Origin of the sequence: Myroides oncorhynchi (genome assembly GCF_020905415.1) — a bacterium.
Lineage (GTDB): Bacteria > Bacteroidota > Bacteroidia > Flavobacteriales > Flavobacteriaceae > Flavobacterium > Flavobacterium oncorhynchi_A.
In genome coordinates this window covers 2531154-2555776 of sequence record NZ_JAJJMP010000001.1, presented here as the reverse complement: position 1 = coordinate 2555776, position 24623 = coordinate 2531154, and the positions used below count along the sequence as shown (strand labels likewise).

The 24623-nt window shown below is 32.0% G+C and carries 16 protein-coding genes; 12 read left to right on the top strand and 4 right to left on the bottom strand.

The window, feature by feature from the left end:
* Positions 1 to 24: 24 nt before the first annotated feature.
* Both LNQ81_RS11205 and LNQ81_RS11200 read right to left on the bottom strand, forming a co-directional pair.
* Positions 25 to 10233, bottom strand: coding sequence for a hypothetical protein (locus tag LNQ81_RS11205; RefSeq protein ID WP_229946748.1), 10209 nt, complete (start codon positions 10231 to 10233; stop codon positions 25 to 27).
* Between the two features lie 682 nt (positions 10234 to 10915).
* On the bottom strand, positions 10916 to 11305 hold the full coding sequence (locus LNQ81_RS11200) for a group III truncated hemoglobin (protein WP_229946746.1): 390 nt from the start codon (positions 11303 to 11305) through the stop codon (positions 10916 to 10918).
* A 58-nt stretch (positions 11306 to 11363) separates the two neighbouring features.
* Between LNQ81_RS11200 and LNQ81_RS11195 the strand changes: the two genes are divergently transcribed.
* From LNQ81_RS11195 to LNQ81_RS11175, 5 genes are all read left to right on the top strand, one after another.
* The gene (locus LNQ81_RS11195) at positions 11364 to 12113 is read left to right on the top strand and encodes a Rossmann-like and DUF2520 domain-containing protein (protein ID WP_229946744.1); all 750 of its coding nucleotides are present in this window, start codon (positions 11364 to 11366) and stop codon (positions 12111 to 12113) included.
* The gene (locus LNQ81_RS11190) at positions 12113 to 12640 is read left to right on the top strand and encodes a KdsC family phosphatase (protein WP_229946743.1); all 528 of its coding nucleotides are present in this window, start codon (positions 12113 to 12115) and stop codon (positions 12638 to 12640) included. The genes LNQ81_RS11195 and LNQ81_RS11190 overlap by 1 nt, the downstream gene beginning before the upstream one ends.
* Positions 12641 to 12664: 24 nt before the next feature.
* Entirely contained in the window at positions 12665 to 13249 is a 585-nt protein-coding gene (locus LNQ81_RS11185) for a Maf family nucleotide pyrophosphatase (protein WP_229946741.1), read from the top strand.
* A 5-nt stretch (positions 13250 to 13254) separates the two neighbouring features.
* Positions 13255 to 13779, top strand: a complete 525-nt coding sequence (locus tag LNQ81_RS11180; protein ID WP_229946740.1) for a mechanosensitive ion channel domain-containing protein — start codon at positions 13255 to 13257, stop codon at positions 13777 to 13779.
* Positions 13780 to 14116: 337 nt separating this feature from the next.
* Complete coding sequence (locus LNQ81_RS11175) at positions 14117 to 15805, top strand: SLC5/6 family protein (protein ID WP_229946739.1); 1689 nt, start codon at positions 14117 to 14119, stop codon at positions 15803 to 15805.
* A gap of 305 nt (positions 15806 to 16110) precedes the next feature.
* Here LNQ81_RS11175 and LNQ81_RS11170 read toward each other — a convergent pair whose 3' ends face one another.
* Positions 16111 to 16719 carry a trimeric intracellular cation channel family protein gene (locus tag LNQ81_RS11170; protein WP_229946737.1) on the bottom strand — a complete coding sequence of 203 codons (609 nt, stop codon included), beginning with the start codon at positions 16717 to 16719 and terminating at the stop codon, positions 16111 to 16113.
* Between the two features lie 17 nt (positions 16720 to 16736).
* The gene (locus LNQ81_RS11165) at positions 16737 to 17474 is read right to left on the bottom strand and encodes an RDD family protein (protein WP_229946736.1); all 738 of its coding nucleotides are present in this window, start codon (positions 17472 to 17474) and stop codon (positions 16737 to 16739) included.
* A 17-nt stretch (positions 17475 to 17491) separates the two neighbouring features.
* Here LNQ81_RS11165 and LNQ81_RS11160 point away from each other — a divergent pair, with 17 nt between their 5' ends.
* The 7 genes from LNQ81_RS11160 to LNQ81_RS11130 are packed head-to-tail and all read left to right on the top strand — an operon-like array spanning position 17492 to position 24573.
* On the top strand, positions 17492 to 18457 hold the full coding sequence (locus LNQ81_RS11160) for a stage II sporulation protein M (RefSeq protein WP_229946734.1): 966 nt from the start codon (positions 17492 to 17494) through the stop codon (positions 18455 to 18457).
* Positions 18458 to 18460: 3 nt separating this feature from the next.
* Complete coding sequence (locus tag LNQ81_RS11155) at positions 18461 to 19390, top strand: hypothetical protein (RefSeq protein ID WP_229946733.1); 930 nt, start codon at positions 18461 to 18463, stop codon at positions 19388 to 19390.
* Positions 19387 to 20211 carry a DUF4129 domain-containing protein gene (locus LNQ81_RS11150; RefSeq protein WP_229946732.1) on the top strand — a complete coding sequence of 275 codons (825 nt, stop codon included), beginning with the start codon at positions 19387 to 19389 and terminating at the stop codon, positions 20209 to 20211. Before LNQ81_RS11155 ends, LNQ81_RS11150 begins: the two co-directional genes overlap by 4 nt.
* A 1-nt stretch (position 20212) precedes the next feature.
* Positions 20213 to 21418: a hypothetical protein gene (locus LNQ81_RS11145; protein ID WP_229946731.1), complete on the top strand. Its 1206-nt coding sequence runs from the start codon at positions 20213 to 20215 to the stop codon at positions 21416 to 21418.
* Positions 21419 to 21427: 9 nt separating this feature from the next.
* The gene (locus tag LNQ81_RS11140; protein ID WP_229946729.1) at positions 21428 to 22426 is read left to right on the top strand and encodes an AAA family ATPase; all 999 of its coding nucleotides are present in this window, start codon (positions 21428 to 21430) and stop codon (positions 22424 to 22426) included.
* A 13-nt stretch (positions 22427 to 22439) separates the two neighbouring features.
* Complete coding sequence (locus tag LNQ81_RS11135) at positions 22440 to 23774, top strand: DUF58 domain-containing protein (RefSeq protein ID WP_229946728.1); 1335 nt, start codon at positions 22440 to 22442, stop codon at positions 23772 to 23774.
* A 4-nt stretch (positions 23775 to 23778) separates the two neighbouring features.
* A complete protein-coding gene (locus LNQ81_RS11130) occupies positions 23779 to 24573 on the top strand; it encodes a TrmH family RNA methyltransferase (RefSeq protein WP_229949288.1) in 795 nt (264 codons plus the stop codon).
* Positions 24574 to 24623 lie beyond the last annotated feature (50 nt).

Genomic DNA, 24623 nt, shown 5'->3' with positions numbered 1-24623 from the left:
ACATAATATTTGATTAATATTTAATTACTTCAATAATGCCTCTAAAGCCTCTAATCGCTTAGTTAAATCATTAACATCTTTTCTTAAATCAAGAATCTCGCCATCTTTTGCATTTAACTCTTTTTGTTGTTCAATTACGTGTAAGAATAATTCTTCTGTTTTTTCTAACAACTGAATTGACAATTCTGAAACATTAAAAGAATAGCCTGTTTCTGTTTTTTCAAGTTCACTAATTGGCGTAATACCAGGTAAGTGTCTATTTGACTTAATATAGCTATCAACAGAACTTAAGTCATTAAACTTATAATCATATTTCAATGAAGAATACCCATCAAAGTAACTTTCAAATACATAATCAGCATAGTAACTATTTGTTGCTGTAATACTTCCATTTACACGTAATCTCTCATTAGGAGCACCTGATTTCTCTTTATAACCAATTCCAACCCATCCCATTGTATAGATATCTTGGTTATTCTTAGTTGCTTGTACATCATTTCCAGTATACCAAGGTTCTTGTACAATTCCATCATAAGAAATATAGCTTTCCTTCTCTTCCTCATTTTTATAGACTAACGCTCTTTTTGTATCATCTGCTTTTAAACTAGTAATTGTCTCTGATGATTGGAACAATTGATCAATAAATATTGGTGTTGAATTTTTCTTCTCATCTTCATAAACTAAAGCAGGTCTAGCCACTATACCATTAGCTGCATCTTCACCATACTTATCATCAAAAGATAAAGAAGTTAATGTCTCAATAGTATTGTTTCCATCTTCAGATCCTCCACCAAACAAATCGCTTCCTTTGATCTCTTTTTGCTCATCTTTCTCATTTGTATAAACATATTTAGTAGCCATATAATCCTTACCTAAATAAGAATATCCTTTAGCTAATAGCTCTTCATCTGTGAATTTAACTTCGCTCTCGATTTGCTTATTAGCATTAGTGTCTAGATAAACATACACAGGATACTTAACAGATTCTAAAGTTGTTACTGTTTGTTTATTTCTAATTTCGTCAGATAAATTAACTTCTAAACCACCTTTACTTTTGATAATTATATCCTCACCTACTTTTACAACAGATACATCTCCTGCAGCATTAGAAATAAAAGTGTTTAAAGTATTCTTGACATTATCGAACTTAACTAATTTATCAAACTCATCAATGATAGTTTCTGAAACTTTAATAACAACATCATCTCTTTCTTCTCTCTCATCTATAAAGTAATATTCTTTAAGCTCTATCTCTTCTGTACCAACAACATGTTTACTATAACCTTTCTCAAGCTCAGTCAATGTCTCAGCAAAAACAACCTCTGCATTATTAGTACCGTCTTTAAATACAAATCCAGCCTTAACATTACCTTTATTACCATTATCTCTAGTAACTAAGTTAGCTATAATTGAATTCTCTTTAATTAGTTCTTTAAGACTCTTTTCTACTGGCTTATTATCTTTGTCCTTCCAATTAAAGATAAAGTCACCGTCTTTCTCCACTACTGTTACTGTACCAGGTCCTGCTTCTTTCTCTATTTGATTGATTATCTCTTTGATAATTGAGTTATCCTCAAATATAGTTTTGCTATTATCTATAACTGACTGAATTACATCAATCTCTGTAACTACATTCTTCTCATTGGTATAAGTATACTTTCCTGTTAACTTACCATCGCCATCTTTCTGAGCAACTAAAGTAGTTTCTGTCTCTGCAAACTTCACTAGATCATTAATATTGATCTCCTCCGTTTTATAAACATCACCTTCTTTTACTGTCACATAGAACTTACCACCCTCATAAGTAACATTCCCTTCAATGTTCTCGGTTACATATTTATTTAAGATCTCTTGTACTTCTTTCTTGTTGATAATCTCTTCAAAATTATTCTGTACATCACTAACTACTGAAATACGCATTGGTGCATATCCTGCTGTAGCGCGATCCTCGTTAAAGTAATCGTAGTTTCCTGTGCGTTTTCCTGCTACTTCTTCAGCTACAATTGTGGTAATCGTTTGATCTACACTTACCGAGCTTACAAAGTTTTTCAAGAATTCTTGGAATACATTACTATTTTGTAATAAGACTGTTAAATCTACATTCTGAATAGCATTGTCTTCATCTTTATATACCAATAAAGCTTTATCTCCATCATTTGACCCTGTCAATGATGTCAATGTTTCAAACTTAGATACAAGCTCTTTTATAGTTGTGGTGTGTTCTTTTCCTGTGGCATCCTTCCAATTAAAGATAAAGTCACCGTCTTTCTCCACCACTGTTACTGTACCAGGTCCTGCTTCTTTCTCTATTTGATTGATTATCTCTTTGATAATTGAGTTATCCTCAAATATAGTTTTGCTATTATCTATAACTGACTGAATTACATCAATCTCTGTAACTACATTCTTCTCATTGGTATAAGTATACTTTCCTGTTAACTTACCATCGCCATCTTTCTGAGCAACTAAAGTAGTTTCTGTCTCTGCAAACTTCACTAGATCATTAATATTGATCTCCTCCGTTTTATAAACATCACCTTCTTTTACTGTCACATAGAACTTACCACCCTCATAAGTAACATTCCCTTCAATGTTCTCGGTTACATATTTATTTAAGATCTCTTGTACTTCTTTCTTGTTGATAATCTCTTCAAAATTATTCTGTACATCACTAACTACTGAAATACGCATTGGTGCATATCCTGCTGTAGCGCGATCCTCGTTAAAGTAATCGTAGTTTCCTGTGCGTTTTCCTGCTACTTCTTCAGCTACAATTGTTGTAATCGTTTGATCTACACTTACCGAGCTTACAAAATTTTTCAAGAATTCTTGGAATACATTACTATTTTGTAATAAGACTGTTAAATCTACATTCTGAATAGCATTGTCTTCATCTTTATATACCAATAAAGCTTTATCTCCATCATTTGACCCTGTCAATGATGTCAATGTTTCAAACTTAGATACAAGCTCTTTTATAGTTGTGGTGTGTTCTTTTCCTGTGGCATCCTTCCAATTAAAGATAAAGTCACCGTCTTTCTCCACCACTGTTACTGTACCAGGTCCTGCTTCTTTCTCTATTTGATTGATTATCTCTTTGATAATTGAGTTATCCTCAAATATAGTTTTGCTATTATCTATAACTGACTGAATTACATCAATCTCTGTAACTACATTCTTCTCATTGGTATAAGTATACTTTCCTGTTAACTTACCATCGCCATCTTTCTGAGCAACTAAAGTAGTTTCTGTCTCTGCAAACTTCACTAGATCATTAATATTGATCTCCTCCGTTTTATAAACATCACCTTCTTTTACTGTCACATAGAACTTACCACCCTCATAAGTAACATTCCCTTCAATGTTCTCGGTTACATATTTATTTAAGATCTCTTGTACTTCTTTCTTGTTGATAATCTCTTCAAAATTATTCTGTACATCACTAACTACTGAAATACGCATTGGTGCATATCCTGCTGTAGCGCGATCCTCGTTAAAGTAATCGTAGTTTCCTGTGCGTTTTCCTGCTACTTCTTCAGCTACAATTGTTGTAATCGTTTGATCTACACTTACCGAGCTTACAAAATTTTTCAAGAATTCTTGGAATACATTACTATTTTGTAATAAGACTGTTAAATCTACATTCTGAATAGCATTGTCTTCATCTTTATATACCAATAAAGCTTTATCTCCATCATTTGACCCTGTCAATGATGTCAATGTTTCAAACTTAGATACAAGCTCTTTTATAGTTGTGGTGTGTTCTTTTCCTGTGGCATCCTTCCAATTAAAGATAAAGTCACCGTCTTTCTCCACCACTGTTACTGTACCAGGTCCTGCTTCTTTCTCTATTTGATTGATTATCTCTTTGATAATTGAGTTATCCTCAAATATAGTTTTGCTATTATCTATAACTGACTGAATTACATCAATCTCTGTAACTACATTCTTCTCATTGGTATAAGTATACTTTCCTGTTAACTTACCATCGCCATCTTTCTGAGCAACTAAAGTAGTTTCTGTCTCTGCAAACTTCACTAGATCATTAATATTGATCTCCTCCGTTTTATAAACATCACCTTCTTTTACTGTCACATAGAACTTACCACCCTCATAAGTAACATTCCCTTCAATGTTCTCGGTTACATATTTATTTAAGATCTCTTGTACTTCTTTCTTGTTGATAATCTCTTCAAAATTATTCTGTACATCACTAACTACTGAAATACGCATTGGTGCATATCCTGCTGTAGCGCGATCCTCGTTAAAGTAATCGTAGTTTCCTGTGCGTTTTCCTGCTACTTCTTCAGCTACAATTGTGGTAATCGTTTGATCTACACTTACCGAGCTTACAAAGTTTTTCAAGAATTCTTGGAATACATTACTATTTTGTAATAAGACTGTTAAATCTACATTCTGAATAGCATTGTCTTCATCTTTATATACCAATAAAGCTTTATCTCCATCATTTGACCCTGTCAATGATGTCAATGTTTCAAACTTAGATACAAGCTCTTTTATAGTTGTGGTGTGTTCTTTTCCTGTGGCATCCTTCCAATTAAAGATAAAGTCACCGTCTTTCTCCACCACTGTTACTGTACCAGGTCCTGCTTCTTTCTCTATTTGATTGATTATCTCTTTGATAATTGAGTTATCCTCAAATATAGTTTTGCTATTATCTATAACTGACTGAATTACATCAATCTCTGTAACTACATTCTTCTCATTGGTATAAGTATACTTTCCTGTTAACTTACCATCGCCATCTTTCTGAGCAACTAAAGTAGTTTCTGTCTCTGCAAACTTCACTAGATCATTAATATTGATCTCCTCCGTTTTATAAACATCACCTTCTTTTACTGTCACATAGAACTTACCACCCTCATAAGTAACATTCCCTTCAATGTTCTCGGTTACATATTTATTTAAGATCTCTTGTACTTCTTTCTTGTTGATAATCTCTTCAAAATTATTCTGTACATCACTAACTACTGAAATACGCATTGGTGCATATCCTGCTGTAGCGCGATCCTCGTTAAAGTAATCGTAGTTTCCTGTGCGTTTTCCTGCTACTTCTTCAGCTACAATTGTGGTAATCGTTTGATCTACACTTACCGAGCTTACAAAGTTTTTCAAGAATTCTTGGAATACATTACTATTTTGTAATAAGACTGTTAAATCTACATTCTGAATAGCATTGTCTTCATCTTTATATACCAATAAAGCTTTATCTCCATCATTTGACCCTGTCAATGATGTCAATGTTTCAAACTTAGATACAAGCTCTTTTATAGTTGTGGTGTGTTCTTTTCCTGTGGCATCCTTCCAATTAAAGATAAAGTCACCGTCTTTCTCCACCACTGTTACTGTACCAGGTCCTGCTTCTTTCTCTATTTGATTGATTATCTCTTTGATAATTGAGTTATCCTCAAATATAGTTTTGCTATTATCTATAACTGACTGAATTACATCAATCTCTGTAACTACATTCTTCTCATTGGTATAAGTATACTTTCCTGTTAACTTACCATCGCCATCTTTCTGAGCAACTAAAGTAGTTTCTGTCTCTGCAAACTTCACTAGATCATTAATATTGATCTCCTCCGTTTTATAAACATCACCTTCTTTTACTGTCACATAGAACTTACCACCCTCATAAGTAACATTCCCTTCAATGTTCTCGGTTACATATTTATTTAAGATCTCTTGTACTTCTTTCTTGTTGATAATCTCTTCAAAATTATTCTGTACATCACTAACTACTGAAATACGCATTGGTGCATATCCTGCTGTAGCGCGATCCTCGTTAAAGTAATCGTAGTTTCCTGTGCGTTTTCCTGCTACTTCTTCAGCTACAATTGTTGTAATTGCTTCGAACTTTTCTACAATATCTTTCCAATTAATAGATTCAAGGGTACCATCCTCCTTAATGTAATAGAACTCCTGTGTAGAAGAATTATATCCTACGTTTCCGTATTTCCCCTCTAACTTATTGATGATGTTCTCAACAAACTCATTGTTGTTAGTGATATGCTCTACAAACTCGATATTGTCTCCTAACTTAGTGATAAACTCCTTGTTCTCCACAAGCTTAGTTACAAACTCACTGTTCTCTGTAAGGTTTGTTACAAATACGCTGTTTTGAGCAATAGTCTTACCTAGCTCATCTGTTGTAATTTGTACTGTATGTCCTTTTGAATCTGTGATTACTAGGTTCTCTTTAGCTGGGTCAAAACCAAATGATATATTTACTGTATCTAGATCTGACCATGAGATTGGCTGTACTTGTCCTGTTACATCGATATAGAAGAATTCTTTCTTAGATACGTCATATCCTACGTTTCCGTATTTTCCCTCTAACTTGTTGATGATGTTCTCAACAAACTCATTGTTATTGGTGATATGCTCTACAAACTCGATATTGTCTCCTAACTTTGTGATGAACTCCTTGTTCTCCACAAGCTTAGTGACAAACTCACTGTTCTCTGTAAGGTTTGTTACAAATACGCTGTTTTGAGCAATAGTCTTACCTAGCTCATCTGTTGTAATTTGTACGGTATGTCCTTTTGAATCTGTGATTACTAGGTTCTCTTTAGCTGGGTCAAAACCAAATGATATATTTACTGTATCTAGATCTGACCATGAGATTGGCTGTACTTGTCCTGTTGCATCGATATAGAAGAATTCTTTCTTAGCTACGTCATATCCTACATTTCCGTATTTCCCCTCTAACTTGTTGATGATGTTCTCAACAAACTCATTGTTATTAGTGATATGCTCTACAAACTCGATATTGTCTCCTAACTTAGTGATAAACTCCTTGTTCTCCACAAGCTTAGTTACAAACTCACTGTTCTCTGTAAGATTTGTTACAAATACGCTGTTTTGAGCAATAGTCTTACCTAGCTCATCTGTTGTAATTTGTACGGTATGTCCTTTTGAATCTGTAATTACTAAATTCTCTTTAGCTGGGTCAAAACCAAATGATATGTTTACCGTATCTAGATCTGACCATGAGATTGGTTGTACCTGTCCTGTCGCATCGATATAGAAGAATTCTTTCTTAGATACGTCATATCCTACGTTTCCGTATTTTCCCTCTAACTTGTTGATGATGTTCTCAACAAACTCATTGTTATTGGTGATATGCTCTACAAACTCGATATTGTCTCCTAACTTTGTGATGAACTCCTTGTTCTCCACAAGCTTAGTGACAAACTCACTGTTCTCTGTAAGGTTTGTTACAAATACGCTGTTTTGAGCAATAGTCTTACCTAGCTCATCTGTTGTAATTTGTACGGTATGTCCTTTTGAATCTGTGATTACTAGGTTCTCTTTAGCTGGGTCAAAACCAAATGATATATTTACTGTATCTAGATCTGACCATGAGATTGGCTGTACTTGTCCTGTTGCATCGATATAGAAGAATTCTTTCTTAGCTACGTCATATCCTACATTTCCGTATTTCCCCTCTAACTTGTTGATGATGTTCTCAACAAACTCATTGTTATTAGTGATATGCTCTACAAACTCGATATTGTCTCCTAACTTAGTGATAAACTCCTTGTTCTCCACAAGCTTAGTTACAAACTCACTGTTCTCTGTAAGATTTGTTACAAATACGCTGTTTTGAGCAATAGTCTTACCTAGCTCATCTGTTGTAATTTGTACGGTATGTCCTTTTGAATCTGTAATTACTAAATTCTCTTTAGCTGGGTCAAAACCAAACGATATGTTTACCGTATCTAGATCTGACCATGAGATTGGTTGTACCTGTCCTGTTGCATCAATATAGAAGAACTCTTTCTTAGATACGTCATATCCTACGTTTCCGTATTTTCCCTCTAACTTGTTGATGATGTTCTCAACAAACTCATTATTATTGGTGATGTGCTCTACAAACTCGATATTGTCTCCTAACTTAGTGATGAACTCCTTGTTCTCCACAAGCTTAGTTACAAACTCACTGTTCTCTGTAAGGTTTGTTACAAATACGCTGTTTTGAGCAATAGTCTTACCTAGCTCATCTGTTGTAATTTGTACGGTATGTCCTTTTGAATCTGTGATTACTAAATTCTCTTTAGCTGGGTCAAATCCAAACGATATGTTTACCGTATCTAAATCTGACCATGAGATTGGCTGTACCTGTCCTGTTGCATCAATATAGAAGAACTCTTTCTTAGATACGTCATATCCTACGTTTCCGTATTTTCCCTCTAACTTGTTGATGATGTTCTCAACAAACTCATTGTTATTGGTGATGTGTTCTACAAACTCGATATTGTCTCCTAACTTAGTGATAAACTCCTTGTTCTCCACAAGCTTAGTTACAAACTCACTGTTCTCTGTAAGGTTTGTTACAAATACGCTGTTTTGAGCAATAGTCTTACCTAGCTCATCTGTTGTAATTTGTACGGTATGTCCTTTTGAATCTGTGATTACTAAATTCTCTTTAGCTGGGTCAAATCCAAACGATATGTTTACCGTATCTAAATCTGACCATGAGATTGGCTGTACCTGTCCTGTTGCATCAATATAGAAGAACTCTTTCTTAGATACGTCATATCCTACGTTTCCGTATTTTCCCTCTAACTTGTTGATGATGTTCTCAACAAACTCATTGTTATTGGTGATGTGTTCTACAAACTCGATATTGTCTCCTAACTTAGTGATAAACTCCTTGTTCTCCACAAGCTTAGTTACAAACTCACTGTTCTCTGTAAGGTTTGTTACAAATACGCTGTTTTGAGCAATAGTCTTACCTAGCTCATCTGTTGTAATTTGTACGGTATGTCCTTTTGAATCTGTGATTACTAAATTCTCTTTAGCTGGGTCAAATCCAAACGATATGTTTACCGTATCTAAATCTGACCATGAGATTGGCTGTACCTGTCCTGTTGCATCAATATAGAAGAACTCTTTCTTAGATACGTCATATCCTACGTTTCCGTATTTTCCCTCTAACTTGTTGATGATGTTCTCAACAAACTCATTGTTATTGGTGATGTGTTCTACAAACTCGATATTGTCTCCTAACTTAGTGATAAACTCCTTGTTCTCCACAAGCTTAGTTACAAACTCACTGTTCTCTGTAAGGTTTGTTACAAATACGCTGTTTTGAGCAATAGTCTTACCTAGCTCATCTGTTGTAATTTGTACGGTATGTCCTTTTGAATCTGTGATTACTAAATTCTCTTTAGCTGGGTCAAATCCAAACGATATGTTTACCGTATCTAAATCTGACCATGAGATTGGCTGTACCTGTCCTGTTGCATCAATATAGAAGAACTCTTTCTTAGATACGTCATATCCTACGTTTCCGTATTTTCCCTCTAACTTGTTGATGATGTTCTCAACAAACTCATTGTTATTGGTGATGTGTTCTACAAACTCGATATTGTCTCCTAACTTAGTGATAAACTCCTTGTTCTCCACAAGCTTAGTTACAAACTCACTGTTCTCTGTAAGGTTTGTTACAAATACGCTGTTTTGAGCAATAGTCTTACCTAGCTCATCTGTTGTAATTTGTACGGTATGTCCTTTTGAATCTGTGATTACTAAATTCTCTTTAGCTGGGTCAAATCCAAACGATATGTTTACCGTATCTAAATCTGACCATGAGATTGGCTGTACCTGTCCTGTTGCATCAATATAGAAGAACTCTTTCTTAGATACGTCATATCCTACGTTTCCGTATTTTCCCTCTAACTTGTTGATGATGTTCTCAACAAATTCATTGTTATTGGTGATGTGCTCTACAAACTCGATATTGTCTCCTAACTTAGTGATGAACTCTTTGTTTTCAGTCAAGTTAGTTATAAATACACTATTATTAGCAATATCCTTAATAGCTAAGGATACAGTATTATTTTGACTATCTGTAATAACTAGTTTTTCTTTATCATCACTAATAGTAAATGTTTTATTGGTGGTATCTGTAAATGTAGATCCAGACATTAATGCTGCCCATTTATTTTGATACCAATAATAGAATCCTGCCTTCATATTAGCAGAACCAAGATTATATACCAACAAACTTTCTATATGTTGTCCCTTTATTGTAACTGTATCTGTATCACTTATTAATGTTACTCTAGGAAGCAATACTCCTTTATCTTTAGCCGATACATCAAGCATAGTTGCTTCAGATGGTTTTTTAACTCCTATACCTACCTGAGCTGATACATATCCACTAAAAAAAAGTGCTGCTAATGGAATAATTTTCTTAATCATAATTTTACCTTTTTTTCTTTATTTTCCTTTTCTTAACTAACTAAACAAATTTACGTAAAATTAATTATTCTCATTCATATCAACATTTTTTAATCAAAAATTCAATAAAAAATCATAAATAAAACACGAAAAACACAAAAACAAAGTAAAAATAAATTAATTCGCTATTTATAATAAGTATAAATAGACAAGATTAGTAAACACTATAAATCAAACAAATCACATACAATCACACTTTCAAATAAAACTATTATAGTCACACTTAAACATTCACATATAGCGAACAATTACAAAAGGCACTTTAAATGCATTTTTGTTATTGAATTTTATAATAAAATAATCTTTAAAAAGTGATAAATTGTCTTTTTACATCGAGCTCAAGTCATTTAAAGAAGTTTTAACAATACAAAAAGAGCTACTAAACTCAATATATTTTACTCCCTCCTATCCTAGATACCTGACTATTAAAATTATCTATCTTTTTAAACAGATAATTAATACAATAGTTCAGATTTAAAATTATTCATTTTGAATTTTAAATAGGTTTTCATTAACAAAATTATTCTTAATTCAAAACAAGCTATGTTTCTTAAAAATTAGGTTATAAAAAAGAGAGCATCCTACCTAGGTGCTCTCTTAATAATATTAACGATAAAAACCACATAATCTAACTATATAGTCGTTATTCTAATGGCTTTGTATTTGCTTGTTTAAAATACTGTATTTTACTCAAAAACATTGCTGCCATGCGTTCAGCCCGCCATTTTGCTTCTTCTGCTATTTTTCCTTCATACAATTCATCAACTGTAGCATTAAATATTATTTTCCATTCCTCAAAATGTTCACCCTCTACAGGTAACTGTGCATGCGGAGGAAAAGGTTTTCCTTTATAAGTATACTCTTCAAGCAAAATAGTTTGCCAAAAAGCGTACATCTTCTCTAAATGCTCTGGCCAACGTCCTGCCAATTTACTTTCGAAAATAGGCCCTATAAATTCGTTTTGCTGTATTCTACCATAAAAAGTATCAACTAAGACTTTAATATCTTCTAGGTTTTCTATATCTTTTCTCATTACAAATTACTAATTTTACACATTATCAGTTTACAATTTAATGCTAAACTTCACTGCTATGATTACAATATCTATTTTAGGTTCAGGTAAAGTCGCTCATCATTTGATTTTAAAGTTTTTAGAACACGATAATATCAAATTACAACAAGTGTATGCTCGAAACCATAACAAAGTTAAGAACTTAGTCGCTCAGAATCAAATTATTTCGGACATCAATGATCTATTACCTGCAGATATTTTTATTATTGCAGTAAGCGATGATGCTATAGAAGAAGTATCCGCTTCTCTTCCTATTAATAATGCCTTTATAGTACATACATCAGGTACAAAACCAATGGAATCCATAGCAAATACTAATAGAAAAGGAGTCTTTTATATGTTGCAAACTTTCTCCTTAGATAAAGAAGTAGATTTTAGTTTGATTCCATATTGTATAGAAGCAAATAATCCTACTGACTTCCAATTATTAGAAAAAATAGCTTTATCTTTTTCTGAAAGAGTATATAAAATATCTACTGATCAAAGACAGTCTATACACTTAGCAGCTGTATTTGTAAATAATTTCACTAATCATCTCTATAAAATTGGCCAAGAGATTTGTCAAGAAAATATGGTTCCCTTTGATATACTAAAGCCTCTTATATTAGAGACAGCTAATAAGGTACAAGTACTATCCCCTAAAGAAGCACAGACTGGACCAGCAATACGCAATGATCAAAGTACTATACAACGCCATTTAAAAACGTTAACTGATCCAAACAAAAAAGAAATTTATCAACTTATAACTAATTCAATACAAAATAACTAATGTCTAAACATTTTAAAGAAATAATGAATGACATCACTACTTTTATCTTTGATGTAGATGGTGTTTTAACTGATGGTACTGTTCATGTAGCTCAAGATGGTAACCTATTAAGAGATATGTTCATTAGAGATGGATATGCTATGAAAACTGCTGTAGAACTAGGATACAATGTATGTATTATTTCTGGTGGTAGTAATGATGGGGTTCGCACTAGATTTAGTAATTTAGGTATTAAAGATATACACTTAGGAGTGTCTGATAAAGTAAAAATATTTAAAGAATATATCGCTGCTAATAATATCTCACCTGATACAGTACTGTATATGGGAGATGACATTCCAGATTATCATATTATGCAGGAAGTAGCACTTCCTACTTGCCCACAAGATGCTGTTGCTGAAATAAAAAGAATCTCTAAGTACATCTCTCATCTTAATGGAGGTAGAGGTGCTGTTAGAGACGTAATAGAACAAGTATTGAAAACACAAGAAAAATGGTTTCAACACTTTAATGCTAAATTTGACTAGGATTTATTTATTTATTTATTAAATATGTTAAATAATTTATTAAAACAGTACAAAATAGTCCTAGGCTCAAACTCTCCACGTCGAAAACAATACTTGACAGATTTAGGAATCAACTTCACTGTAAGAGCATCTGATATAGATGAGTCTTATCCAGATAATCTGGTAAAAGAGCAAATAACTGACTTTATTGCTAAAGCTAAGGCTGATGCAATAGCCATAGAGTATGATAACGAGATAATAATCACAAGTGATACTACAGTTTGGAATAATAACGAGTCTCTAGGAAAACCAGAAAATAGAGAAGATGCTTTTAAGATGCTTAAAAGTTTATGTGGTCATGAGCACGATGTAGTAACATCAGTATGCCTAAAAAGCAAAAACAAAATAAGTTTATTCCACTGCGTTACCAAAGTCGGTTTTTCTGACCTATCAAACGAGGCCCTATATTACTATATCGATAACTATAAACCTTATGACAAAGCAGGTGCATATGGCATCCAAGAGTGGATAGGGTTAGTAGGGATAAATAAAATAGACGGATCATACACTAATATAGTAGGGCTTCCTACAAAAGAATTAGTGGACGAGCTATTAAAATTCATTAAATAAACAATATGCTTAAAGAGTATTATACAGAGATTATAGCCACAGCAATTACATTAGCTTTATATATTCCATTTAGAAAACTAATAGGATATATTATACGCTCTTTTTCTACAAAAGAACAACGAAAAGATAGCCGGGTACTTTTAATCATTAGATTATTTAACACCTTATTATCTGTAATTTTCCTAATACTTATCTTAACAATATGGGGAGTAGAAGCTAAGAATTTTATGTTTACTTTGACATCTGTATTTACTGTTATAGGTGTAGCAATGTTTGCACAATGGTCTTTATTAAGCAATATTACTGCAGGAATTCTATTATTCTTCTCTTTTCCTTTCCGAATTGGAGATACAATTAGAATACAAGACAAAGATTTCCCAATAGAAGCACAAATATTAGATATAAAAGCTTTTTGTACCATATTATTAACCATTGATAATGAGAAAATCTCTTATCCTAACAGTCTACTATTACAAAAAGGTATTGTAATAGTAGATAAAAAAGAAGATACGAATACCCCCACTATATAATAGTGGCACAGAATTTGTAATTACCATTATGGTTTAAATAGTCAAATGGTAGTAATATAAGGCTAGTTTACCTCTCTGCAGGTTTTACTAGCCTTATTTTTTACAACTAAAGGACACACTATACTTTAGAAGAATACAATGTAGCGTGCAACATACTACACATAATGGTAACTACTATATAAACCACATCTAACAACCCTATTTTACTATTTAACCTCAATGAATAATAAGCGCCTATAGCAACAGCTGTATAAAGTGCTATTTTAATAATAAAAATAAAGTGTACACTAATTCTCATTAAGAATATAGAGAATAATACACCTTAAATCTATGAGGAATGAATCTAATTGAATGGAGCGTATTTATAATAGTACTAGTGACCATACTGGCTGTAAAACAATTTAAATTACAGAAAGTAAGCAATTATTCTATTTATGAAAAATCAACACTTAACTATGGAATTAAGCTAATCGCAGTACAGTCTTTCGTTTATGCATTTATCTCTTTACCAGGTCAAGCATATTCACAAGGAATGACTTTCTTACAACTTTACTTAGGTGTTCCACTAGCTGTAATATTCACCTTCCTCCTAATAATCCCTAAATTCAAAATAGCAAAAACAAAAAATGCTTTTGAATACATTAAGAACAAGTCAAATTCTAAAATTTACCACTTAACAATAAGTATCTATCTTTTACTCCGAATTCTTATACTCACGATAAGCTTCTATGCCATCGCAATGATACTCTCTATTTTAGTTAAAGTTGATTTCAAAATCTTATTAATTCTAATCGGCATTGGTTTCATATTACTCAATTTTCTTTTCAGAAACAAGGGATACCTATTCCCTAAGCAAAATCAACTCTTGTATTGTACTGTTATAATCATTATTATTTTTCTATGTATTATCTATAAACTACCTACAGGCATGTATCTAGATGATACACTTAACTTTACAGCATCTTTTGACAAACTTACGATAGTAGATACTAAACTAGCCGAAAAAGACAACTTTGACCTTGCTAAATGTCTTATTAATGGTACTATTCTGTTTGCCTCAATATTGGCTATAGATACCAAAACTTTACAGATATATAGACAAAGTAAATATTCATATAAGACTAAAGATGGTCTAATCCTATATGGGCTCCTTAATGTCCCATTTCAAGCTTTAATATTATTAACAGGATGTATATTATTTACATTCTATCAATTTAACGATGCTCCCTTGCACTATAATCCCAATAATGTATACACTGTTAAACAATCTGAATATGCTGACCAGTACAATCAAATAAAAAAAGAATATCACAACATTCTCTCTCTAAAGAAAGAGGCTAGCTTACTTTACAGTGGACAGATCTACCAAAACTACAGCAATCAAGTGCTAAAAGATCAGATATTAAGCCTAACCGAAAATGCCAATAAGCTACAACAAGATGCTAAAAAACTAATTAAAAAAGCAAATGACAATGTAGAAGTGAATGACTCAGACTTTATACTCTTACACTTTATTAATTTTTATGTACCTGATGGATTAGCAGGTTTTATAATCGCTATTTTCCTGATTACTATTATCTCTATTGCTTTAAAAGAAACAAGTTGGATAACTAAAACTATTATGCATCTCCTTTTTGAGAAAACAACCACATCCTCTATAGAAGGCTCTTACTTAAAAAAAACTACTATCGTAAACCTATTTGTTATAATCACAACATTTACAATCACCTATAATATACCTGTATTTCTTAATCTAATACAAATATTATGGACATATGCCTCACTTTTTTCAGGTACTCTACTAGCTATAGTACTTATTTCCATTTATGGAAACAGCAACAATACAGCTCTTTACACTAGTATCATTACTGCACAAATACTTGTAGTGGTATTATATTTCTATACTAGTATTCATTACCTATGGTTTAATACAATAGGTTTATTGCTTACAATCACACTAACGGCCTTACTTACAGTTCTAAACAATGTATATGACAAATTGCACAATAGCTACAATCCCAAATAAACAAACCATGAGTTAACAAAACTATAATTACCTAACCTTAATTAAATATCATAGTGCCATACAAAAGCATCGCAAACTTACCATATTAGATTTCATAATACTCAATAGTCTCTTGACTTTATATAATCAACTTACTATTCCACAGCCCTTATTCTTATATGTAAACAAAGGTTAGTACTAGTTAGCTCTTAAAACAATGTACTGAAACTAGTATATAACATAAAAAAGTGTTTTACTTATCTCATAAAACACCTTTTTGTGTTAAATATCGCTAAATAGATAAGATTACTTCTATCTATAGTTTTTTATACATTAGCAAATGGAAGACTCCATTTGTACTTCACTGCCAATACTCTAACTACAATGATAATACCTGCAGTACTGATATACATAATATCTTTACTCAATTCAAAATAATTTAATAAATAGTACACTAATCCACCTAATATACATGCTGTCGCATATATCTCTTGTTTAAAAATCAAAGGGATTTTATTGGCTAAAATATCTCGTATAACTCCGCCAAAACAAGCAGTAATAGTACCTAATGTCACACATATAATCGGATGTAACCCTACAGTCATTCCCTTTTCAATACCAATAAGGGTAAAGACTGCAATACCAATGGTGTCAAACAAAAATAAGGAGTAACGTAAAAAATTAAACTTCTTGTAGAATACAATGGCCATAACTACTCCTAACATTGTCACATAGAAATAACTTAAATCTGTCACCCAGGTAACTGGTGTCCATCCTATCATCATATCTCTTATAGTACCGCCTCCTATAGCTGTAGCAAATGCAAGGATAGTCATCCCAAATAAATCTAACCGTCTTTCACGCCCCGCTAATGCTCCAGAAATAGCGAAAGCTAATGTTCCGAGCAAATCTAAAATATCGAAAAAAGTAAACATTAAATAAAAATAATCCGCTAACTCTTAGCTGTTAAATAATTGTAGTCTTTTAAAATAGTTTCAACAAACTCAATTTCTGACTCGGCCTTGGTATCCACTATTGCCAAAACATCTTTGAGTTTATCTACTAATTTGTATAGTAATTGAATATCTCTACTGGCTTTAATTCGAATCAAAGCTTCTTTTATAATATAAATATCTTTATCATTTAAACTTAGTACTTGCGAAAACAAAGGGACATAATGTTCTTCTATTTCCTGAAATATAGTTGCTGACAGGAACACTCTCTCTTTGGTAGAGATGACAGATGTACCTGCCAAAATATCTCCTAATCGTTGTCCTTTATTTGAACAGACAACACTTACCAATCCAATGACAGCTGATCCGATCCAAAAATCTATTAACCGCATCACCCATCTTGTTGCATAATCCACTATAGTTGCCTGATACCCATCAATTTTTATTACCTTAATTCTCATAATTTTCTTTCCAGGAGTTGCTCCTTGTAAAATGGCTTCAAAAAATAAAGAATAAAAGAATATAGGAAGTAAGACTGTTATCACTATAGCTGCCTTAGACCAATCATCCGAAACTTTGTTAGTAATCTCAAACTCTGCTACTACATAAGCAACTAGAAAAACATATAAAAGCTTAAACACAACATCTAGTATAGATGCAACCATTCTCTCCCCAACTGATGCTGGAATAAATTCTATTTTAATATTTTGTGTTGTATTTATTGTTAAATTAGCCATAAATTACATGCTTTTAAATGAGAGAAGTAGCATTTATCAAATATAATAAAGAAAAATGGATTGACTTCGAGCATACCTTGTATGCCGAAACAAATCATAAACCTGACTACCTAGCGGATATGTACATTCAGATAATGAATGACTTATCTTATGCTCAGACTTATTACCCTCAGAGTAAAGTTACACAATATCTTAATAATTTAGCGGCACAAACTTATCAAAAAATTTACAAAACTAAGCGTATTGAAGAAAATAGAATAGTACATTTTTTTAAAACTGAGGTTCCTCTTATTGTTTACCAGTATAAAAACTATCTATACTTCTCTGTTTTGACTTTTATTATCTTATTTTCTATAGGTTTTGTCTCTGCTCATTATGACCTAAATTTCATCAGACTGATTCTAGGAGATCACTACGTAAACACTACTCTTAATAATATCAAACAAGGAGATGCTATGGCTATTTATCAGTCAGGAAGTAACTGGGGAAGCTTTATAGGAATAGCGTTTAATAATCTCTATGTATCTCTAATGTTTTTTGTCTATGGTATATTTGCTGGAATAGGCACCTTAGTTTACCTTTTGTATAATGGTATTATGGTGGGAGCATTTCAGTACCTCTTTATAAAAGAGGGAGCATTTCTTGATAGTTTACGAGGTATCTGGCTACATGGAGCTATCGAAATAACAGGAATAATTATAGAAGCTTTTGCAGGATTTGTATTTGGTGGTAGTATATTGTTCCCAAAAACCTACTCGCGTAAAAACTCCTTTATCTTAGGGTTTAAGAATGGTTTCAAAATATTTATCGCTATGATTCCATTTGTTATCACAGCTGCATTTATAGAGGGATTTATCACTAGATATGCCAAAGATATGCCTAATATACTAAACTACTTTATCATCCTAAGTACCTTCTCGTTAATCATATTTTACTTTTTTATTTATCCTAAGAAAGTTCATTCAAAACTTAATAATCAATAGTCTATGTTCATAGTATTTAAAAGAAGAACCTTTAGTAACCTAATGAACGATACTATCACATTTTTTAAAACTGAAGGGGCTGTATATTTCAGAAATTACTTCTCTATTTGCGGTGCTTTAATTATGTTATTCTTATTATGTTCTTACTTTCTAATCGATGTAATCTATAGTTCTATACAAGCCAGTAAATATGAAACAAGTTCTGTAGATTCATTTATTGAAAATAATATAGGTTTTATATTCATTCTAGTAATCATCTCAGTTATTCTTGTTTTAATCATCGGCACTATTACAGCTAGCTATCCTATATACTATCTTAAAAACATAGAGGAAAACCCTACTGTATATCAGAACTTAAGCTTTATAAAAGGACTAATCAAAAAGGATTTTTTGAGGCTATTATCTTTTGGCTTAGGAACATTCTTTCTTATTGGACCATTAACCATATTGCTATTTAGTCTGTCAGTCATATTAACGATGTTTGTTATTGGGATTCCTATAATGATTACCTTACTTCCTGCTATTACTTCATGGGTAAGTTTATCTTTATATGAGTATATTACCAATAGAAAAGGTTTTTTTGAATCTTATAAAATAGGCTTTAATATGATGCTTAGTCAGTTTTGGATTATTATAGGTAATACCGTGCTTTTCTATATGATGGTACAAATTTTCTTAGGATTAATAACTTCACTTCCCCAAATATTATTTTATGGAAACCTTCTTCTCTCAGAAAAAAGCAATACAGATTTTTCGGAAACACAAGGTTTTAAATTGATGCTGGTGGCTATACTTTTACTTGCATCTTTAGTGTCATTTATCGCTAATAATGTATTGCTAATTAATCAAGGGCTGATTTATTATAGTATTAGAGAAAACAAAGAAAACAAACAGTCTTATGCAGACATTGATATGATAGGAACAAACTCATGAATAAGTTATATCTAAAAATAATATTATCACTATTTACCTTACACACTTTCGCACAGGTAGAACGCGATACTCTGACAGAACCTTCAGCAGATTATGCTAACATGGATCAAGAGGATTATAAAGACGAAGACTATGAAGAAGTCGAACGTGTAGTCAATGTATTGCCTTATAGTGAAGATAATAACGCCAATATCACCCTAAGCAAATTTAAAACTGATTATAAGAAAAAGTATAAGTCAAATGATGAATTTGATTATTCAGAAAAAACAAAAACAGACTCTCTTTGGAAACGATTTAAAACGTGGTTAAAAAAGAAATTAGATGAACTATTTAAACCAGTACACATAGAAAGTGATACTAGTCGAAATATAAATAACATTTATCGAATTGCTTCTATCTTAGTAATTGCATTGTTAGTATACTATATTATTAGAGCATTGATACAAAAAGATATGTATTGGTTGTTCAAGAAAAAAGCTCGTACTATAGATATTCCTGTAGATGATATAGAGCTTAACCTAGAGACTGTTAACTTTCCGATCCTTTTAAATAAAACAATAGACGAAAAACAATATCGTTTAAGTATACGTTATTATTACCTATGGTTATTACAACGCTTACAAGAACAACAACAGATCGTATGGAATATAGAGAAGACAAACTCTGATTATTTAAATGAAATAAAAGACGAGAAGCTTAAAGAAGAATTCCAATACCTATCCTATATCTATAACAATATTTGGTATGGTGAGTTTGAGATTACAGAGACTGAGTTTAAAAAAGCTCAAGACTCATTTAAAACACTATTAAAACAAAGTTAAAATGAATAATACATCTAAAAAAATGTTGTTCCTTTTTATAGTAATAATTGGCTTTGTATTTTTTATAGAGTCAAATAAAACAGATCCTATCAATTGGAATGTAACACTAGATAACACGAGTAAAAGTCCTTATGGAACTTATATCCTAGATCAAGAAATAGATTATTTGTTTGCAAATGACAGTTTAGTGCGTATCACAGATAATCTCTATGATTTTTTCGAGAAACATCAATATGACAGTATAAATAGAAATAGTCTATTCTCATTAAACAATTATAGTTTTCTAGATTCTTTCTCAAGAATTAGTCTTAATGAATATCTAATAAAGGGAAATACAGCGCTTATTTTCCAAGAAAACATAGATGGATTAATACAGGGTATAGAGGCTACTTCTTTATATTATGATGATGAATATAATGATTCTGATCAAACAGAAGTTACTATGACATTAGCTAATCCTGCTATATCAACCTATTCATTTAATTTAAAAGGAGCCAATGTTTACTATTTCGACATTGTAGATTCTCTTAGAAATAAGGTAGAAGTACTTGGGTATTTAAAATATAAAGGCAAAAAATACCCTAATCTCATCCGCCAAAAACAAGGTAAGGGGCAATTGATACTAGGATTACAACCTATCGCTTTTACCAATTACAATATGTTAGAAAGTAATAACCATCTATATACCCAAGGTATTTTATCTTATTTACCTCAACAAAAAACATATTATACTGTTACAAAACTTTCGACAGATACAGAATATCACTCAGAATCTATTCTAAGGTTTATATTTAAAAACCCTTCTTTAAAATGGGCATGGTATTTTTTCCTTGGTACATTGATTCTATTCATTCTGTTTACAGCTAAGAGAAAGCAACGAATAATACCTATTATAAAGCCTCTTAGTAATACAACAGTAGATTTTACAAAAACAGTTTCTAATCTCTATATTCAAAATAAAGATTATGACGATTTAATGAATAAGCAAATAATATATACATTAGAAAAATTTAGAAGAGAATACTGGTTAGATACAACTAAACTAGACGAGCGTTTTATCAATAACCTTCATTCTAAAACGAAAAAGAACAAAGAAGATATTGTCAATTTTATCAATTTTGTAGAAAAATTTAGAGCATCTAAGAATTCTGCTTCAGAAGCTCTCTTAATAGAGTTAAATAAACTAATAGAGAAAATCATCGATTAAAGATATACTATGGAAAACACAATCAACACAGAAGAAAACTTACATTTCGAATCAAGACTTGATTTAAGTCAACTACTAGATAAAGTACAGGCTATCAAGAGCGAAATTAAAAAGGTTATTGTTGGACAAGATAAAACTATCAATCAGTTAATTGTAGCACTTCTCGCTAATGGCCATATTCTCTTAGAGGGTGTACCTGGTGTGGCCAAAACACTATCAGCAAAACTATTAGCTCAAACGATTGCTATTGATTTTAGTCGTATTCAGTTTACACCAGACTTAATGCCCTCAGATATTTTGGGAACATCGATTTTCAATATGCAAAAGAGTGAGTTTGAGTTTAAAAAGGGACCTATCTTTTCTAATCTAATTTTAATCGATGAGATTAACCGTGCCCCAGCGAAAACTCAAGCAGCTTTATTCGAAGTAATGGAAGAACGTCAGATTACTATAGATGGACATTCTTACCAGATGACTGAGCCTTTCTTAGTAATAGCTACTCAAAACCCAATCGAACAAGAAGGTACTTATAGACTACCAGAAGCCCAATTAGACCGTTTCTTATTTAAGATAAATATTGAATATCCTACCTTAGAAGAAGAAATCGCTATCGTACAACGAGAACATCAATTACTCAATGAAAATAAGTTAGCTAAAATAAATAAGGTGGTATCTCCTTCAGATATTATTTCTTTTCAAAAATTAATTAAAGAAATAATTGTAGAAGAAAAAATCATTGAATACATCGCTAAGATAGTAGCTGATACACGTACTAATCCTCTATTATATTTAGGAGCATCACCTCGTGCATCGATAGCTATTTTAAATGCTGCTAAAGGCTTTGCTGCTATTAACAATAGAGATTTTGTTACTCCTGAAGATATTAAAGAGGCTGCTATCCCTGTCTTGAGACACCGTATCATTGTGTCACCAGAGAGAGAGATGGAAGGTATAACAGCAAATGATATTATTAATCAAATCATAGAATCAATAGATATTCCTAGATAATAAAACACTTACTATGTTTAAATTATTCAAGCAACTTTATTTGCAAAAAAGAGTATATATAGCCTTAGGCTGTATCATTGCTCTATTTGTTATTGCATTTATATTTCCTATCTTATATAATGTTGTTTGGGGATTATTCTTATTATTATTTATTACAATTCTTGTTGATATTACTTTATTGTTTACTAAAAAAGAAAATATTAAGGCTGTTCGTATCTTACCAGAGAAGCTATCGAATGGTGATGAAAATATCATTTACATCTCAGTAGAAAATAAATACAACATAAATGTAAGTTGCGAAATTATAGATGAGATCCCTTTTCAATTCCAAAAAAGGGATTTCGAAATCACTAAATATATCCTTTCCAAAGAATCAAAAACAATTAGTTATACTTTAAGACCAACTCAAAGGGGTGAGTATTTTTTTGGTAAATTAAACATCTTTGTATCTAGTCCACTTCACTTGGTCTCTAGAAGATTCTCTTTCTGCGATCAAGCTATTCTGGCTACTTATCCCTCGTTTATTCAGATGAAGAAATACGATCTTATAGCTTTTTCTAAAAATAAATATGCTTTTGGAATGAAGAAAATCAGAAAGATTGGGACAACTACTGAATTTGAGCAAATCAAAGAATATGTTTTAGGAGATGATATACGAAATATTAACTGGAAAGCAACAGCTAAATCTAGTCAGTTAATGGTGAATCAATTCCAAGATGAAAACACTGAAACTATTTATAACATCATTGATAGAGGTCGAGTAATGCAAATGCCTTTTAATGGGTTATCATTACTTGATTACGCTATTAACTCTACTCTGGCATTGTCAAATGTCATCTTAAAAAAGAATGATAAAGTAGGACTAATGGCATTCTCTGAGAACATTACTAATCAATTGCCCGCAGAAGGAAAAATAAGTCAATTACAAAAGATTATGGAACAACTCTATAGAGTCAACACTAACTTTGTAGAAAGTGATTTCGGAAAACTATACGCATATATTAAACATAAAATTACACATCGAAGTCTAATCATTCTGTACACTAATTTTGAATCTCTATCAAGTCTGAAGAGACAGTTGCCTTACCTTAGAGCTATCGCTAAAAGTCACGTTTTGTTAGTTGTATTCTTTGAAAATACAGAGCTCACTAAACTGACAAATAAGAAGGCAAAAAACACAGATGATATTTTTGATAAAGTAATCGCAGAAAAATTTAACTTTGAAAAGCGTTTAATAGTGAATGAATTGACTAAATATGGTATTCAATCCATCTTAACTCCGCCAGAAGAATTATCCCTAAACACGATTAATAAATACCTGCAAATCAAAGCTAAAGGTACCTTATAATATGATGATTAAAAAAATAGACAGCCCCCAAAATGCACTAATCAAAAGTATTGTTCAACTACAAGAAAAATCTAGAAACAGAAAGCAATCTGGTACTTTTATCATTGAAGGGCTTCGAGAAATAGAATTAGCGACTAAAGGTGGCTATACATTTAATACCCTTTTATTTGTTTCTGATATCGTAACAGATGCACAGTTAAGGCCTTTTATATCTAAAGAAATAGAACTAATAGAGATTTCTAAAGATGTCTATCAGAAACTTGCTTACAGAGATACGACAGAAGGTGTGATCGCTATCGCTAATGCGAAGACATTAGCCTTAAATGAGTTAACTCTTTCTGATACCCCAATTATTCTAGTAGCAGAAGCAACTGAAAAACCAGGTAACCTAGGAGCAATACTTAGAACAGCTGATGCGGCTAATATAGATGCTGTCATCATCGCTAATCCACGTACTGACTTGTATAACCCTAATGTAGTGCGCTCAAGTGTAGGCTGTGTATTCACTAATCAAATAGCAATGGCATCTACTACTGATACTCTTGCCTTTTTAAAGAAACACAATATCAACATCTACTGTGCTACTTTACAAGACTCAACCGCATATCACACAAGAGATTACAAGGAAGCTACAGCATTCGTAGTAGGTACTGAAGCTATAGGACTTACTCAAGAATGGAGAGACGCTAGTACGAAGAATATTATCATCCCTATGAGTGGGGTGATAGATTCGATGAACGTATCAGTTGCAGCTTCTATCCTACTGTTTGAAGCTAAACGACAACGAGACTTCAAATAAACAGTCTATAAGCACCTTGTACAAGGTGCTTTTTTTATTTATAATTTAGC

Coding starts and splice junctions, on each gene's coding strand:
- LNQ81_RS11205 (WP_229946748.1), bottom strand. CDS start 10,233: ATGATTAAGAAAATTATTCCATTAGCAGCACTTTTTTTTAGTGGATAT.
- LNQ81_RS11200 (WP_229946746.1), bottom strand. CDS start 11,305: ATGAGAAAAGATATAGAAAACCTAGAAGATATTAAAGTCTTAGTTGAT.
- LNQ81_RS11195 (WP_229946744.1), top strand. CDS start 11,364: ATGATTACAATATCTATTTTAGGTTCAGGTAAAGTCGCTCATCATTTG.
- LNQ81_RS11190 (WP_229946743.1), top strand. CDS start 12,113: ATGTCTAAACATTTTAAAGAAATAATGAATGACATCACTACTTTTATC.
- LNQ81_RS11185 (WP_229946741.1), top strand. CDS start 12,665: ATGTTAAATAATTTATTAAAACAGTACAAAATAGTCCTAGGCTCAAAC.
- LNQ81_RS11180 (WP_229946740.1), top strand. CDS start 13,255: ATGCTTAAAGAGTATTATACAGAGATTATAGCCACAGCAATTACATTA.
- LNQ81_RS11175 (WP_229946739.1), top strand. CDS start 14,117: ATGAATCTAATTGAATGGAGCGTATTTATAATAGTACTAGTGACCATA.
- LNQ81_RS11170 (WP_229946737.1), bottom strand. CDS start 16,719: ATGTTTACTTTTTTCGATATTTTAGATTTGCTCGGAACATTAGCTTTC.
- LNQ81_RS11165 (WP_229946736.1), bottom strand. CDS start 17,474: ATGGCTAATTTAACAATAAATACAACACAAAATATTAAAATAGAATTT.
- LNQ81_RS11160 (WP_229946734.1), top strand. CDS start 17,492: ATGAGAGAAGTAGCATTTATCAAATATAATAAAGAAAAATGGATTGAC.
- LNQ81_RS11155 (WP_229946733.1), top strand. CDS start 18,461: ATGTTCATAGTATTTAAAAGAAGAACCTTTAGTAACCTAATGAACGAT.
- LNQ81_RS11150 (WP_229946732.1), top strand. CDS start 19,387: ATGAATAAGTTATATCTAAAAATAATATTATCACTATTTACCTTACAC.
- LNQ81_RS11145 (WP_229946731.1), top strand. CDS start 20,213: ATGAATAATACATCTAAAAAAATGTTGTTCCTTTTTATAGTAATAATT.
- LNQ81_RS11140 (WP_229946729.1), top strand. CDS start 21,428: ATGGAAAACACAATCAACACAGAAGAAAACTTACATTTCGAATCAAGA.
- LNQ81_RS11135 (WP_229946728.1), top strand. CDS start 22,440: ATGTTTAAATTATTCAAGCAACTTTATTTGCAAAAAAGAGTATATATA.
- LNQ81_RS11130 (WP_229949288.1), top strand. CDS start 23,779: ATGATTAAAAAAATAGACAGCCCCCAAAATGCACTAATCAAAAGTATT.